Raw genomic sequence first — 15,015 nt, 5'->3', positions numbered from 1 at the left:
TTTTTTATAAGAGACTGGTCTCGAAGACTGCCCGGGGCGCGATCGCCGACTGATCTCGACTCGACGCGGGGCCCGGCTACTTTCGGTCGCCGGGCCCCGCTGTTTTCCACCTCGATAACCACTGTGGAACAAAACGCGGACCACCCGCGTTGACCACACCGCAAGCACAAATGCCGATTGGGATCGCGAACCTGCGATCTGGCATACTGAGCGGCTGAGTCCGGTTCCGGTTCACGTCTTCGAACGGCGAAGGCGACCCGGCGACCATTGAAAGGGACACCATGAAGTCAGGCATTCACCCCAATTACGTGGCCACCACCGTGGTCTGTGGTTGCGGGAACACCTTCGAGACCCACAGCACCAAGGAGACCGGGCGTATCAACGTCGAGGTCTGCTCGCAGTGCCACCCGTTCTACACCGGCAAGCAGAAGATCCTCGACACCGGTGGACGCGTCGCCCGGTTCGAGGCTCGCTACGGCAAGCGCGCCGGCAAGGGCGCAGCCAAGGAATCTGCAGAGTCCTAGCTGTTCCGCCGACGCCCGTCCTGCGATAATTGCAGGCCGGGCGTCGGCTTTTTTGTGCCTAATTCCCGAAAGAACGCAGAGTGGAGCGAATCATGGCAGGGACCACCCAGCCTTCGGCCATCGACGACATCCTGGCCGAACATTCCGGCCTGGAGCAGCAGTTGGCGGACCCGGCCCTGCACAACGACCCTTCTGCGGCCCGCAAGGCGGGCAAGCGTTTCGCCGAGCTCGCGCCGATCATGGCGACGTACACCAGGCTCAAGTCGGCGCAGGACGATCTGGATGCCGCGCGCGAGCTCGCCGCCGACGACTCCAGCTTCGCCGCCGAGGTGCCCGAACTCGAGGCGCAGGTCCTGGAGCTCGACAAGGCCCTCACCGACCTTCTGGCCCCCCGCGACCCGCACGACGGTGACGACGTGGTGCTCGAGGTGAAGTCGGGGGAGGGCGGCGAGGAATCCGCGCTGTTCGCCTCCGATCTGGCCCGGATGTACGTCCGGTACGCGGAGCGTCACGGCTGGCGTGTCGAGATCCTCGACGCGACCGTGTCCGACCTCGGCGGATACAAGGACGCGACACTGTCGATCAAGTCGAAGGGCGATGTGCGTGACGGGGTCTGGGCGCGACTGAAGTTCGAGGGCGGTGTTCACCGCGTGCAGCGCGTGCCCGTCACGGAATCGCAGGGACGCGTCCACACGTCCGCCGCCGGTATCCTCATCTACCCGGAACCGGATGAGGTCGAGGAGGTGCAGATCGACGAAACCGATCTGCGCATCGACGTCTACCGCTCCTCGGGCAAGGGTGGTCAGGGTGTCAACACCACCGACTCCGCGGTCCGTATCACGCACCTGCCCACCGGAATCGTCGTGACCTGCCAGAACGAGCGCTCACAGCTGCAGAACAAGGCGCGTGCCATGCAGGTGCTCGCCGCGCGGCTGCAGGCCGCGGCCGAGGAGGCCGCGGATGCGGAGGCGTCGGCGGGCCGGCAGAGCCAGGTGCGCACCGTCGACCGTTCCGAGCGCATCCGCACCTACAACTTCCCGGAGAACCGCATCACCGATCACCGGATCGGCTTCAAGTCCCACAACCTGGATGCGGTCCTGGACGGCGAACTCGACGCGCTGCTGGACGCCCTGGGCAAGTCGGACCGCGAGGCGAGGCTCGCCGCGGAGTAACCGCGAAGCGGGACCGCGCCACCGGACGGCGGGCCGCGTGGCAGTCTGTACCTGTGAGTCGCCTTCCTCTTCGCCTGGCCCTGATCGACGCAACCGCGCAACTCGACGAGGCCGGGGTGCGTAGTTCCCGTGCCGATGCCGAACTGCTCGCGGCCCACCTGCTGGGGGTGGAGCGGACCCGGCTCGGCCTCGTCCCTCTGGTCGACGAGTCGGTGATCGACGCCTACAAGAAGATGGTCGACCAGCGCGCCAAGCGGATTCCGTTGCAGTACATCCTCGGTACTGCCGCGATGGGAGACATCGACATCGAGGTCGGCCCCGGGGTCTTCGTGCCGCGTCCCGAGACGGAACTGCTGCTCGGATGGGCGCTCGCGTTCCTCGGAAGCTGCGATCAGCATCCGCCGGTGGTGCTCGACCTGTGCACCGGGTCGGGCGCGCTCGCGCTCGCGATCGCCAACGCCCGCCCCGACGCCGTCGTGCACGCCGTCGAACTCGAACCGCACGCGCTCGCGTGGGCCCGGCGCAACGCCGACGCCCGCGAACAGGCAGGTGACGCACCGATCCGGCTGTACCAGGGCGACGTGACCGACCGGATGTTGCTGGCCGGGCTCGAAGGCGGCGTCGACCTGATAGTGGCGAATCCGCCGTACATCCCGGAGGGCGTCGAGCTCGAACCCGAGGTGGCCGACCACGATCCGCACAGTGCGCTGTTCGCCGGACCGGACGGTCTGTCCGTCATCAAGCCGATGATCTCGAACGTCGCGCGCTGGCTGCGGATCGGGGGAGGGGTCGGCATCGAGCACGACGACTCCAACGGGTCCGACGTGGCGGCATTGTTCGCGTCCCGCCGGGTATTCGGCGAGGTCGCGGAGCACCCGGACCTCGCCGGGAAGCCGCGCTTCGTGGTCGCCCGGCGCGTCGCCACGGATATCGAGGCGCAGCGTGCAGGGGCCGTCGCCGAGGGTGAAAGAATGGGCGGGTGAGTACCGTTTACGACTGTGGCCTTCCCGATTCACGCGCTGCCGGAATGAGTGCGGCCAAGAATGCGCTGAAGGCCGGGCGGCTCATCGTGCTCCCCACCGACACGTTGTACGGAATCGGCGCGGACGCGTTCGACAGCGAGGCCGTCGCCGCCCTCCTGCGGGCCAAGGGTCGCGGACGCGACATGCCGGTTCCCGTGCTCGTCGGCTCGTGGAACACGATCGACGGCCTGGTGTACAGCGTGCGCCCGCAGACACGCGACCTCATCCGGGCGTTCTGGCCCGGCGGGCTGAGTCTCGTTGTGGAACAAGCGCCTTCGCTGGCGTGGGACCTCGGCGACACCCGGGGCACGGTGATGCTGCGCATGCCGCTGCACCCCGTCGCCCTCGAACTGTTGCGTGAAGTCGGACCGCTCGCGGTGTCGAGCGCGAACGTCTCCGGACGGCCGCCTGCGACGACGGTCGAGGACGCGCGCGAGCAACTCGGCGGCTCGGCGAGCGTGTACCTCGACGGCGGGCGGGCGGAGCAGGGGCAGGCATCGACGATCGTCGACCTCACCGGCGCCTCCCCCCGCATCCTGCGTGAAGGCGCCGTTCCCACCGGCGATGTCGCCGACGTGCTCGGAGTGACGGCGGAGAGCCTGTCCGCCCAGTGAGTGCTGCCGAATCGGCCGGCGTGGCGCTGGCCCAAGCAGGCGGGGGCGCGGGTGTCCCACTGCGTGAACTTCTCCTCGTCCTCTTCACCGCTGCCGTGGTCACCTACCTGGCCACCGGGGCCGTGCGGCTGTTCGCACTCCGGTTCGGGGCGGTAGCGATACCCCGGGACCGCGACGTTCACGTCACCCCGACACCCCGCCTCGGCGGGGTCGGCATGTATCTCGGCATGCTCGTCGCGCTGTTGTTCGCTCAGCAGCTACCCGCACTCACCAGGGGATTCGAGTTCACCTCCGACATTCCGGCAGCCCTGGTCTCGGGGTTCGTGATTGTGCTGGTGGGGGTGGTCGACGACCGGTGGGGCCTTGACGCGCTCACCAAGTTCGTCGGCCAGGTCACCGCGGCGGGAATCCTCGTCGTGATGGGGGTGAGCTGGTTCATCATCTATATGCCGTTCGGGGACGGCAGCACCGTCATCCTCGACCAGCTCCAGGCCGGTCTCGTCACCGTGGGTGTCGCGGTCGTGATGGTAAACGCCATGAACTTCGTCGACGGCCTCGACGGCCTCGCGGCGGGGCTCGGCCTGATCTCCTCGCTCGCGATCTGTGTGTTCTCGGTGGGGCTTCTGCACGATCAGGGCGGCGACGTCAGCGCGTATCCGCCCGCGCTGATCGCCGCCGCGCTGGCAGGTGCGTGTCTCGGATTCCTTCCGCACAACTTCCAGCCCGCCAAGATCTTCATGGGAGACTCCGGATCCATGCTGATCGGCCTGATGCTCGCGGCCATCTCCACCAGCGCGTCCGGTCGCATCCCGCTGACCGCCTACGGCACCCGTGACCTGCTCGGTCTTCTCTCTCCGCTGCTCCTCGTCGGTGCCGTCATGTTCATCCCGATCCTCGACCTGCTGCTCGCCGTCGTCCGGCGGACCCGTGCGGGAGTGAGCCCGTTCAGCCCCGACAAGATGCACCTGCACCACCGCCTCCTGCAGATCGGGCACTCGCACCGTCGCGTCGTGCTGCTCATCTACTTGTGGGTCGGTGTCCTGGCGTTCGGCGCGGTCGGATCGGCCCTGTTCGACCGTCGTGTCGTCGTCCTCCTGGTTGCGGGAGGCCTCGTCTTCGCGCTGGTGGTCACGGCCGTCCCGTCGATTCGGGGACAGCAGCACGACCGTCGCGGCTGACCGGAGGGTTGCGGCGGACCGGCGAGGATCCACTACCCTTGGCGACCGTGACGTTCACCCCCGCCTCCGCCCCTGATCACACCGCGTCGTTGCGGGCTGCAGTCCGCTACGGAGTTCTCGGTCTGATCGTGCTGGCAGTGGTCGGCTCGATCATCGCGTTTCTCGTCGCGGGTAAGCCCGGTCTGTACGGCGCGCTACTCGGTGCGGCGGTCGGGGGAGGGTTCATCCTGTGCACCGCGCTGGGTGTGCTGTTCACCGCGAAACTTCCGGCCTTGACTGCGGGAGCGGTACTGCTCGGTACGTGGTTGTTGAAGATGATCCTGGCGATCACGGTCCTGGCGATCCTCAAACCGCTCGACTTCTACGACAAGACGGCATTGGTGCTGGTCATGGTGCTGTCGCTGGTGATCGTGCTGGGAGCGGAAACGTTCGGAGTCCTGGGAACCAAGGCGCCGTACGTCGAACCCACGCCGTCGGACGACGCCGGATCGTCCGAATCGGACGATAAGTAGTACTACGAGATGTAGTAAAATTGAATCGACCCGGACCCCGTCTACACAACGTCGTAGATGACTTGCTAAGGTCTGGGTCAAGCGAGAGCAATGAGAGTGCGAGTAAGTTACTCGCCGGTATTGCATGCTTGTAGGTGGCCGCACTTTCAGGGCCGCCGAGTCGACGAGAGTCGCCGACACCGACAGACGCTGGACTCGAACAGTCCGCAGCAGCTGACGAATACGCGAGTCGAGCTTGTCGACTTGTTTGATCGTCAATGTCCGATCGAACCGCAGTCAACGAAGGCTGCGGACCGACTACGGGAGAGAACGCTGAGCGTCATCAACGTGGCCGCGGAAGAATTCCACGCGCCTTCCCTGAACGACTTCTTCCCGCCCGCGGTCCTGTTCGAAGGGACTCCGTTCGAACTCGACCGCCTGATGCTGGTTCGCATCCTGCTGTCCGGACTGATGATGCTCTTCTTCGTCATCGCGCTGCGCAGCCCGAAGATCATTCCTCGCGGTGTCCAGAACATCGGTGAGATCGCGCTCGACTTCGTCCGGATCAACATCGCGGAAGAAATTCTCGGCAAGGAGCAGGGCAAGCGCTTCCTGCCGGTCATCACCACCATCTTCTTCCTGGTGCTCGCCAGCAACCTCGGCAGCATCATCCCCTTCATCAACATCTCGCCGAACGCGCGTATCGGCATGCCGCTCGTGCTCGCCGCCCTCGCGTACATCGTGTTCAACTACGTCGGCATCAAGAAGTACGGCTTCTTCAAGTACGTGAAGAGCAGCATCGTGGTCCCCGGTGTTCCGCTTCCGCTGCACTTCCTGCTCGTGCCGATCGAGTTCATCTCGACGTTCGTCCTCCGGCCGTTCACGCTCATGGTTCGTCTCATGGCCAACATGCTGGCCGGCCACATCCTGCTGGTGCTGTTCTTCAGTGCCACCCAGTACTTCTTCTTCATCTCCGGTGGCTTCCAGGCCGTGTTCGGTGTGGCCTCGCTTGCCGCCGGCATTGCATTCACCTTCTTCGAACTGCTGGTGATCTTCCTGCAGGCCTACGTCTTCGCGCTGCTCACGTCGGTGTACATCGATCTGGCGCTGCACGCGGATTCGCACTAGCACCACAAATTTCACGACCAGCTCCACCAAGAACTGAGCCTCCCGCCGAATCCGGCGGAGGTCAACAGAAAGGGAACGGAACACCATGAGCCTCGCCTACCTCGCTCAGGAAGCTGTCCAGGAAACCCGCTCGACGGGCTTCGGAGCCATCGGCTACGGTCTCGCCGCGATCGGCCCCGGCATCGGCGTGGGCATCGTTGTCGGTAAGGCAATCGAGGGAATGGTTCGCCAGCCCGAGATGGCCGGACAGGTTCGTACCACGATGTTCCTCGGTATCGCCTTCACCGAAGCCCTCGCGCTGATCGGCCTCGTCGCCGGCTTCATTTTCTAAGACCGTCACATGGCAGCCAACATCGCATTGCTCGCGGCAGAGGAAGAGAGCCACAACCCTCTCCTCCCCGCGACGTATGACATCGTTTGGTCGATCGTCTGCCTGGTCATCGTTGGTTTCGTCTTCTGGAAGTACGTCCTTCCGATGTTCCAGAAGGTCCTTGCCGAGCGAACCGAGCAGATCGACGGCGGCATCAAGCGGGCCGAAGAGGCCCAGGCCGAAGCGAAGGCGGCGCTCGAGCAGTACCGCGCTCAGCTCGCCGAAGCTCGCACCGAGGCCGCGCAGATCCGTGAGGACGCGCGCACCCAGGGGCAGCAGATCATCGCCGAAATGAAGGCACAGGCTCAGGAAGAAAGCGACCGCATCGTGGCCGCCGGCAACAACCAGCTGGTTGCGCAGCGTCAGCAGATCGTCACCGAACTGCGCGGCGATCTCGGCCGCACCGCGGTCGACCTCGCTGAGAAGCTCATCGGTGAGTCCCTCGCCGACGACGTCAAGCGGGCCGGCACGGTCGATCGATTCCTGAACGAGCTCGACTCCATCGGCGCAAATTCCGCAGCAGGGAAGTGAGCACCATGTACGCAGCGAGCCGTGAGGCCTTGACGCAGACCCGTGCTGCGTTGTCTTCGGCCTTGGGATCCGTCTCTGCCGGAGCAGCCACAGCGGCCGCGGCCCAGATCGGGGCCGAACTGTTCTCGGTCGTCGAGATCCTGGACGAACAGCGCACTCTCCGGAGTGCCCTGTCGGACACCTCGACGCCCGGGAGCGCTCGCGAAGGTCTGGCCGAACAGGTGTTCGGCGGCAAGGTCTCCGCCGAGACCCTCACCGTCCTGAAGGCGGCGGTGGGCCAGGACTGGTCCACCACCTCCGACCTGCGCAACTCGCTGGTGCTCCTCGGTCGGGAATCGCTCCTGAAGGCAGCGGCCGATCAGGGACAGCTCGACGCCGTCGAGGACGAACTATTCCGCCTCGGCCGCATCGTTGCCGGTGACCCGAAGCTCGAGCAGGCACTGTCCGACCGTTCCGTGCCGGCGAAGAGAAAGCGTGAACTGCTCTCCAAGCTGCTGTACGGCAAGGTCACCGCTGTCGCCGAGGCGCTGGCGACCCAGGCAGTGGGCCGGTTGAAGAACTCCGCACCCGCGGACGCCTTCGACGAACTGTCGAATCTGGCAGCAGCACAGCGGGAAGCAGTTGTCGCCAAGGTGCGCAGCGCTGCTCCGCTGTCCAGTGAGCAGTCGGATCGGCTGACCGCCACCCTCACCCGTACCTACGGGAAGCCGGTGACGGTTCACGTGGAGGTCGATCCTGAACTCCTCAGCGGCTTGGTCGTCCGGGTGGGCGACGAGGTGATCGACGGCAGCGGAGCGGGACGTCTCGCAGCGTTGCGGAAGTCCCTCAAGTAGTCCGCAACCGAACCCCATACCCCAGATCTTTTCGAAGACCAGACACCGAGAGCAGGAAAAACATGGCGGAGCTGACGATCTCCTCCGACGAGATCCGTAGTGCGATCGAGAACTACACCGCGAGCTACTCCCCGGAGGCCTCCCGCGAAGAGGTCGGCCTTGTGACCGACACCGGCGACGGCATCGCGCACGTCAGTGGCCTGCCTTCGGCGATGGCCAACGAACTGCTGGAGTTCCCCGGCGGAGTTCTGGGCGTCGCGCTCAACCTGGATGCCACCGAGATCGGTGCCGTCATCCTGGGCGACTACGAGAACATCCAGGAAGGCCAGGAAGTCAAGCGGACCGGCGACGTGCTGTCGGTACCCGTCGGCGACGCGTTCCTCGGCCGTGTCATCAACCCGCTCGGCCAGCCGATCGACGGCCTGGGCGAGATCGAGAGCAGCGAGACCCGCGCCCTCGAGCTGCAGGCTGCCTCGGTGCTCGAGCGTCAGCCCGTCGAGGAGCCGCTGCAGACCGGCATCAAGGCCATCGACGCGATGACCCCGATCGGCCGCGGACAGCGTCAGCTCATCATCGGCGACCGTAAGACGGGCAAGACCGCGGTCTGCATCGACGCAATCCTGAACCAGAAGGCCAACTGGGAGACCGGCGACGAGAAGCAGCAGGTGCGCTGCATCTACGTCGCGATCGGCCAGAAGGGCTCCACCATCGCGGGCGTCAAGGCTGCCCTCGAGGAGCAGGGCGCGATGGAGTACACCACCATCGTCGCCGCCCCGGCCTCCGACTCCGCCGGCTTCAAGTGGCTCGCGCCCTACACCGGCTCCGCCATCGGCCAGCACTGGATGTACCAGGGCAAGCACGTCCTGGTCGTGTTCGACGACCTGACCAAGCAGGCCGAGGCGTACCGCGCCATCTCGCTGCTGCTGCGTCGCCCGCCGGGACGTGAGGCATACCCCGGTGACGTCTTCTACCTGCACTCCCGCCTGCTGGAGCGTTCGGCCAAGCTGTCCGACGCCCTGGGTGGAGGCTCGCTGACCGCGCTGCCGATCATCGAGACCAAGGCCAACGACGTCTCGGCCTACATCCCGACCAACGTCATCTCCATCACCGACGGTCAGGTGTTCCTCGAGTCGGACCTGTTCAACAAGGGTGTCCGCCCCGCCATCAACGTCGGTATCTCGGTGTCCCGCGTCGGTGGCGCCGCGCAGACCAAGGGCATGAAGAAGGTCTCCGGTTCGCTGCGTCTGGAGCTGGCACAGTTCCGTGAGCTCGAAGCGTTCTCCGCCTTTGCCTCCGACCTGGACGCCGCCTCGAAGGCTCAGCTCGAGCGTGGTGCCCGTCTGGTGGAGCTGCTCAAGCAGGATCAGTACAGCCCGATCCCCGTCGAGGACCAGATCGTCTCGATCTACCTCGCCGGTGAAGGTGTCTTCGACAGCGTGCCCGTCGGGGACGTCCGCCGCTTCGAGGCCGAACTCCTCGACGAGCTGCACCGCAGTGCCTCCGGCGTGTACGAGAGCATCAAGGGTGGCAAGGCGCTCGACGCCGACAACGCCAAGGCGCTGCTCGAGGCCACCGAGAAGTTCAAGGAAACCTTCCTCGCGTCCGACGGAAGCCGGGTCGTGAACGAGGCCGAGGCCGAGGCTCTCGACGCCGGCGAGGTCGGCCACGAGCAGATCAACGTCAAGCGCACCACCGTCAGCAAGTGAGCGGCCAGCCCATGATGCTGCGAAACATGAAGGGAGAGTGATCGATCGATGGCAAGCATTCTCGAACTGAGGTCTCGCATCAAGTCGGTCAACTCGACCAAGAAGATCACCAAGGCCCAGGAGCTGATCGCGACCTCGCGCATCACGAAGGCTCAGGCCCGTGTCGCTGCGGCAAAGCCGTACGCCGAGGAGATCACGAAGGTTCTGTCGGAGCTGGCCAGCGCATCCGCTTCGCTGGACCACCCGTTGCTCAACGAGCGCACCGAGCCCAAGCGTGCTGCGGTCCTGGTCGTCACCAGTGACCGCGGTATGTGCGGTGGATACAACTCCAACGTCCTCAAGGAGGCCGAGGAGCTGTTCCAGCTGCTGCGCAGCGAGGGCAAGGACCCGGTCATCTACGTGCTCGGATCCAAGGGTCTGGGGTACTACACGTTCCGCGGGCGCAACTTGGGAGGTGCATGGACCGGGTTCTCCCAGGATCCGGGCTACTCCGACGCCGCCAAGGCCAGCCGGCACCTGGTCGACCTGTTCATGGCCGGATCCGGTTCGGAGGTTCCCGCGCCGAACGGCGAGGGAACCATCGAAGGCGTCGACGAGCTGCACATCGTCTACACCCGTTTCGTGTCGATGCTGAACCAGTCCCCCGAGGTGCGCCGGATGGCTCCCCTCGAGGTGATGGTCTCCGAGGAGCACGTCGAACTCGGTGAAGACATACTGTCGAACGGTCACGGATCCAGCAACACGGAACCGGTCGCCGGATACAACTTCGAGCCGGAACCCGACAAGTTGCTCGGTGCCCTGCTGCCGAAGTACATCAGCACCCGCATCTACTCCTCGCTGCTGGATGCTGCGGCGTCGGAGTCGGCTGCCCGTCGTACGGCCATGAAGGCCGCGACGGACAACGCAAACGAACTGGTGAACACGTTGAGCCGTCAGGCAAACCAGGCTCGCCAGGCCCAGATCACCCAGGAAATCAGCGAGATCGTCGGCGGCGCGAATGCGCTAGCCTCGAGCGCAGGAAGTGACTAAGCAATGACCGCAGCAGTAACCGAAAACAACGGGGCAGGCTCGGATTCGTCCATCGCCGGCCGCGTCGTGCGGGTCATCGGTCCCGTCGTGGACGTTGAATTCCCGCGTGGCGCTATTCCTGAACTGTTCAACGCCCTGCACGCCGAGATCACGCTTCCCTCGGTCGCCAAGACGCTGACCCTCGAGGTTGCACAGCACCTCGGCGACAACCTGGTGCGCACCGTCTCGATGCAGCCCACCGACGGCTTGATCCGCGGTACCTCGGTGTCCGACACGGGCAAGCCGATCTCGGTTCCCGTCGGTGACGTCGTCAAGGGCCACGTGTTCAACGCACTGGGCGACTGCCTCGACGCTCCCGGCACGGGTCGCGACGGCGAGCAGTGGGGCATCCACCGCAAGCCACCGGCCTTCGACCAGCTCGAGGGCAAGACGGAGATCCTCGAGACCGGCATCAAGGTCATCGACCTCCTCACCCCGTACGTCAAGGGTGGAAAGATCGGTCTGTTCGGTGGTGCCGGTGTCGGCAAGACCGTTCTGATCCAGGAAATGATCACCCGTATCGCCCGCGAGTTCTCCGGAACCTCGGTGTTCGCAGGCGTCGGTGAGCGCACCCGTGAGGGCACCGACCTTCACCTCGAGATGGAAGAGATGGGCGTCCTCCAGGACACCGCCCTTGTCTTCGGCCAGATGGACGAGCCGCCGGGAACGCGTATGCGCGTCGCCCTGTCCGCGCTGACCATGGCGGAGTACTTCCGCGATGTCCAGGGCCAGGACGTTCTGCTGTTCATCGACAACATCTTCCGTTTCACCCAGGCCGGTTCCGAGGTGTCGACCCTGCTCGGTCGTATGCCTTCGGCCGTGGGTTACCAGCCGACCCTGGCTGACGAGATGGGCGAGCTGCAGGAGCGCATCACCTCGACGCGAGGCCGCTCCATCACCTCGCTGCAGGCGATCTACGTGCCCGCCGACGACTACACCGACCCGGCGCCGGCCACGACGTTCGCGCACCTCGATGCCACCACCGAGCTGTCGCGGCCGATCTCGCAGATGGGTATCTACCCCGCCGTGGACCCGTTGACCTCTACTTCCCGCATCCTGGAGCCCGGCATCGTCGGTGAAGAGCATTTCCGGGTTGCCAACGAGGTCAAGCGCATCCTGCAGAAGTACAAGGAACTGCAGGACATCATCGCCATCCTCGGTATGGACGAGCTGCAGGAAGAGGACAAGGTCCTCGTCGGCCGCGCCCGTCGTCTGCAGAAGTTCCTCGGACAGAACTTCATCGTTGCCGAGAAGTTCACCGGTCAGCCCGGTTCCGTGGTGCCGCTCCGCGACACCATCGAGGCGTTCGACCGGATCTGCAAGGGTGAGTTCGATCACCTGCCCGAGCAGGCGTTCAACAGCTGCGGTGGACTCGACGACGTCGAGGCTGCAGCCAAGAAGATCTCCGGGAAGTAGTCGACGATGGCTGAGATGACCGTGGAACTCGTCGCCGTGGAGCGACGGTTGTGGTCTGGTTCGGCGACTCTCGTCAGCGCACAGACGACCGAGGGCGAGATCGGTGTCATGCCTGGGCATGAGCCGGTTCTCGGACAGCTGGTCGAGGCCGGAGTGGTTGCGATCACGACGGCCGACGGTGAGCGTATCGTCGCTGCTGTGCACGGCGGGTTCCTGTCCGTGACCGCGAAGACAGTCACGATCCTCGCCGAGTCAGCCGACTTGGCCGAGGACATCGATGTGGAAGCGGCCAAGGCCGTGCTCGCAGAGAGTGGAGACGATCTCGAGGCGATTGCTGTCGCCAAGGGTCGGATCCGCGCTGTAGAGCGCGCGTAGGCTGCACGAGAAAGACCGCGACGGAGCCGACGAACAGTGACAATCGGAATGACGGTGTTGATCATTCTGGTTGTGCTGCTCGCGGCCTTCGTCGCGGTCTTTCTGTATCGGCTGGCAGTACTGCGCCGCGGTGGCACCGCGGCGATCCTCCGGGTGACGCCTGCCCCAGGGGACACCGGGTGGCGCCACGGCGTTATCCGCTACGGCGAGGGTTCCCTCGTCTTCTTCAAACTGTCGAGTTTGCGTCCCGGCCCTGATTCGCGCATTGACCGCCAGGGCATCGAAGTCGCAGGTCGTCGCAGCCCGGAGGGCTCCGAATTCGACATCATGTCCGAGGAAATCATCATCCTGTCGGTCAAGGACCGCGATAGCTCGTACGAGATCGCATTGGACGGGGGAGCGATGACCGCGTTCCTGTCCTGGGTCGAATCACGACCGTCCGGCCGATCGGTTCGCGGTCGCCGACTCTGATCAGGCCTTTCCGGCTCCGGGCTTCCAGAGCACGTCGCCCTCGGGGTTTGCGAGCCTGCTGACGATGAACAGCAGATCCGACAGCCGGTTGAGGTATTTCGCCGGAAGTGCGTTGGTGGTGTCCGGGTTCGCGTCGACGGCCGCCCATGCGGACCGCTCGGCCCGCCGGGTCACGGTCCGGGCCACGTGCAGCAGAGCTCCCAGTGCCGTTCCGCCGGGGAGAATGAAGGAGTTCAGCGGCTCCAGGCGTTCGTTCAGTTCGTCGCACCAGCCCTCGAGACGGTCGATGTACTCGTCGGAGATGCGAAGCGGCGGGTACTTGGGTTCTGCCTCCACCGGGGTGGAGAGGTCGGCGCCGGCGTCGAACAGGTCGTTCTGGATCTGCCGCAGGATCGACCGGATCTCCTCGGGCGGGTCGCCCAATGCCACCGCGACCCCGATCGAGGCGTTCGCCTCGTCGCAGTCGGCATAGGCGATCAGCCGCGGATCGTTCTTCGACACACGGGAGAAATCGCTGAGTCCGGTGGTCCCGTCGTCGCCGGTCCGGGTGTAGATCTTGGTGAGGTGTACGGCCATAGGGTTACGGTACCGGCCTCCAGGGTTGGTATCCCTAGCTCTAGGCTGTGTTCTGTGAGTGAACGCTTCCTTGTCACCGGCGGTAACCGCCTCGTAGGTGAAGTGTCTGTCGGGGGCGCGAAGAACAGCGTTCTCAAGCTGATGGCGGCAGCGCTGTTGGCTGAGGGCACCACAACTGTCACCAACTGCCCGGACATCCTGGATGTCCCCTTGATGGCCGACGTGCTGCGCGGCCTCGGCTGCGAGGTGGACCTCGACGACTCCGTCGTCCGGATCACCACACCCGCGGAGCCTAAACACCACGCCGATTTCGCGGCGGTACGTCAGTTCCGCGCGTCGGTGTGTGTGCTCGGACCGCTGGTCGCGCGGTGCCGTCGCGCGGTCGTCGCGCTACCCGGTGGCGATGCCATCGGGTCGCGGCCCCTCGACATGCACCAGTCGGGGCTGCGGTTGCTGGGCGCGCACAGCACGATCGAGCACGGCTGCGTGGTTGCGCAGGCAGACGACCTGCACGGTGCGAACATCCGGCTCGCGTTCCCGTCGGTGGGGGCGACCGAGAACATCCTGATGGCCGCCGTACTCGCCAAGGGCGAGACGGTGATCGACAACGCGGCCCGCGAACCCGAGATCGTCGACCTGTGCAACATGCTGATCCAGATGGGCGCGAAGATCCGGGGTGCCGGCACCTCCACACTGACCATCCAGGGTGTCCCCAAACTCGAGCCCACCACGCACCGGGTCATCGGCGATCGGATCGTCGCAGCGACGTGGGGGATCGCCGCGTCGATGACCCGTGGCGACGTGCGCGTTCGCGGAGTCAACCCGAAGCATCTCGGCCTGGTGCTCGACAAGCTGCGCGTGGCCGGAGCCGAAGTCACAGCGGAGGCCGACGGATTCCGGGTGGTCCAGGAAGCGCGGCCCACGGCCGTCAATTTCGCGACCCTGCCCTATCCGGGTTTCCCCACCGACCTACAGCCGATGGCCATCGGTCTGGCCGCAGTCGCGGAGGGAACGTCGATGATCACGGAAAACGTCTTCGAGGCGCGGTTCCGTTTCGTCGAGGAGATGATCCGGTTGGGTGCCGATGCGCGGACTGACGGTCATCACGCTGTGATCCGGGGAATCGCGCAGCTGTCGAGTGCTCCGGTGTGGTCCTCGGACATCCGGGCCGGCGCAGGTCTGGTGCTGGCGGGACTCGTCGCCGACGGGATGACCGAAGTGCACGATGTCTTCCACATCGACCGGGGCTACCCCCGTTTCGTCGAGATCCTGCAGGAACTCGGTGGCCGGATCGAAAGGGTGGACGCAGATCCCGCTTCTCAGCGGTGAGTCCGGCGTCACAGCGGCCGAATTGAGTGGTAAGGCGCCGGATCGGTTCCGGCGCACCGGCTCTGACCAGCGGAATCCACATCGACGAACGCCGTGACCTGGCGATTTGGCAAGCAGTTTCCCTTCGCGTAACTTATTCCAGGTCAGAGCGACACGGACACCGACCCCGGCCGGAAGGCGGGGGACACGAGGTTGGACGAAGGCGCCTGGT

At 65.4% G+C, this 15,015-nt stretch carries 17 protein-coding genes; 16 read left to right on the top strand and 1 reads right to left on the bottom strand.

Translation table 11 applies throughout. From position 1 onward, the window contains the following. Positions 1-281 precede the first annotated feature (281 nt). The 15 genes from rpmE (at position 282) to ACFWAY_RS50345 (ending at position 12,899) form a co-directional block, all read left to right on the top strand. Positions 282-524: a 50S ribosomal protein L31 gene (rpmE, locus tag ACFWAY_RS50415; protein ID WP_005252948.1), complete on the top strand. Its 243-nt coding sequence runs from the start codon at positions 282-284 to the stop codon at positions 522-524. Positions 525-616: 92 nt separating this feature from the next. After that, the gene (prfA, locus tag ACFWAY_RS50410) at positions 617-1,696 is read left to right on the top strand and encodes a peptide chain release factor 1 (protein ID WP_378457726.1); all 1,080 of its coding nucleotides are present in this window, start codon (positions 617-619) and stop codon (positions 1,694-1,696) included. Between the two features lie 53 nt (positions 1,697-1,749). Further along, on the top strand, positions 1,750-2,679 hold the full coding sequence (prmC, locus tag ACFWAY_RS50405; RefSeq protein ID WP_378457727.1) for a peptide chain release factor N(5)-glutamine methyltransferase: 930 nt from the start codon (positions 1,750-1,752) through the stop codon (positions 2,677-2,679). Further along, a complete protein-coding gene (locus ACFWAY_RS50400) occupies positions 2,676-3,332 on the top strand; it encodes an L-threonylcarbamoyladenylate synthase (protein ID WP_378457728.1) in 657 nt (218 codons plus the stop codon). The genes prmC and ACFWAY_RS50400 overlap by 4 nt, the downstream gene beginning before the upstream one ends. Next, positions 3,329-4,510 (top strand): glycosyltransferase family 4 protein, encoded by a 1,182-nt coding sequence (locus tag ACFWAY_RS50395; RefSeq protein WP_378457729.1) that lies wholly within the window; start codon positions 3,329-3,331, stop codon positions 4,508-4,510. Before ACFWAY_RS50400 ends, ACFWAY_RS50395 begins: the two co-directional genes overlap by 4 nt. 38 nt (positions 4,511-4,548) lie before the next feature. Further along, positions 4,549-5,022 (top strand): hypothetical protein, encoded by a 474-nt coding sequence (locus tag ACFWAY_RS50390; protein ID WP_378516057.1) that lies wholly within the window; start codon positions 4,549-4,551, stop codon positions 5,020-5,022. A gap of 321 nt (positions 5,023-5,343) precedes the next feature. After that, a complete protein-coding gene (gene atpB, locus ACFWAY_RS50385) occupies positions 5,344-6,129 on the top strand; it encodes a F0F1 ATP synthase subunit A (protein ID WP_378457737.1) in 786 nt (261 codons plus the stop codon). An 85-nt stretch (positions 6,130-6,214) separates the two neighbouring features. Then, positions 6,215-6,460 (top strand): ATP synthase F0 subunit C, encoded by a 246-nt coding sequence (locus ACFWAY_RS50380; RefSeq protein ID WP_072946125.1) that lies wholly within the window; start codon positions 6,215-6,217, stop codon positions 6,458-6,460. Positions 6,461-6,469: 9 nt separating this feature from the next. Next, on the top strand, positions 6,470-7,030 hold the full coding sequence (locus tag ACFWAY_RS50375) for a F0F1 ATP synthase subunit B (RefSeq protein ID WP_072946127.1): 561 nt from the start codon (positions 6,470-6,472) through the stop codon (positions 7,028-7,030). Between the two features lie 5 nt (positions 7,031-7,035). Beyond that, a complete protein-coding gene (locus tag ACFWAY_RS50370; protein ID WP_378457731.1) occupies positions 7,036-7,863 on the top strand; it encodes a F0F1 ATP synthase subunit delta in 828 nt (275 codons plus the stop codon). A 62-nt stretch (positions 7,864-7,925) separates the two neighbouring features. Next, a complete protein-coding gene (gene atpA, locus ACFWAY_RS50365; protein WP_378457732.1) occupies positions 7,926-9,569 on the top strand; it encodes a F0F1 ATP synthase subunit alpha in 1,644 nt (547 codons plus the stop codon). A gap of 48 nt (positions 9,570-9,617) precedes the next feature. After that, on the top strand, positions 9,618-10,598 hold the full coding sequence (locus ACFWAY_RS50360; RefSeq protein ID WP_378457733.1) for a F0F1 ATP synthase subunit gamma: 981 nt from the start codon (positions 9,618-9,620) through the stop codon (positions 10,596-10,598). A gap of 3 nt (positions 10,599-10,601) precedes the next feature. Then, complete coding sequence (gene atpD, locus ACFWAY_RS50355; protein WP_378457734.1) at positions 10,602-12,053, top strand: F0F1 ATP synthase subunit beta; 1,452 nt, start codon at positions 10,602-10,604, stop codon at positions 12,051-12,053. Positions 12,054-12,059: 6 nt separating this feature from the next. Then, positions 12,060-12,428 (top strand): F0F1 ATP synthase subunit epsilon, encoded by a 369-nt coding sequence (locus tag ACFWAY_RS50350; protein WP_005252961.1) that lies wholly within the window; start codon positions 12,060-12,062, stop codon positions 12,426-12,428. A 48-nt stretch (positions 12,429-12,476) separates the two neighbouring features. Next, complete coding sequence (locus ACFWAY_RS50345; RefSeq protein WP_378516058.1) at positions 12,477-12,899, top strand: DUF2550 domain-containing protein; 423 nt, start codon at positions 12,477-12,479, stop codon at positions 12,897-12,899. Here ACFWAY_RS50345 and ACFWAY_RS50340 read toward each other — a convergent pair whose 3' ends face one another. After that, positions 12,900-13,475, bottom strand: coding sequence for a cob(I)yrinic acid a,c-diamide adenosyltransferase (locus ACFWAY_RS50340; protein WP_378516056.1), 576 nt, complete (start codon positions 13,473-13,475; stop codon positions 12,900-12,902). 54 nt (positions 13,476-13,529) lie between these two features. Between ACFWAY_RS50340 and murA the strand changes: the two genes are divergently transcribed. Then, entirely contained in the window at positions 13,530-14,804 is a 1,275-nt protein-coding gene (murA, locus tag ACFWAY_RS50335; protein ID WP_378457736.1) for a UDP-N-acetylglucosamine 1-carboxyvinyltransferase, read from the top strand. The last annotated feature ends 211 nt before the right edge of the window (positions 14,805-15,015 follow it).

Origin of the sequence: Rhodococcus sp. NPDC059968, assembly GCF_042738615.1 — a bacterium.
Taxonomy (GTDB): domain Bacteria; phylum Actinomycetota; class Actinomycetes; order Mycobacteriales; family Mycobacteriaceae; genus Rhodococcus_F.
The sequence above is the reverse complement of the archived record's forward strand: the minus strand, read 5'-3'. Positions and strand labels throughout refer to the sequence as shown.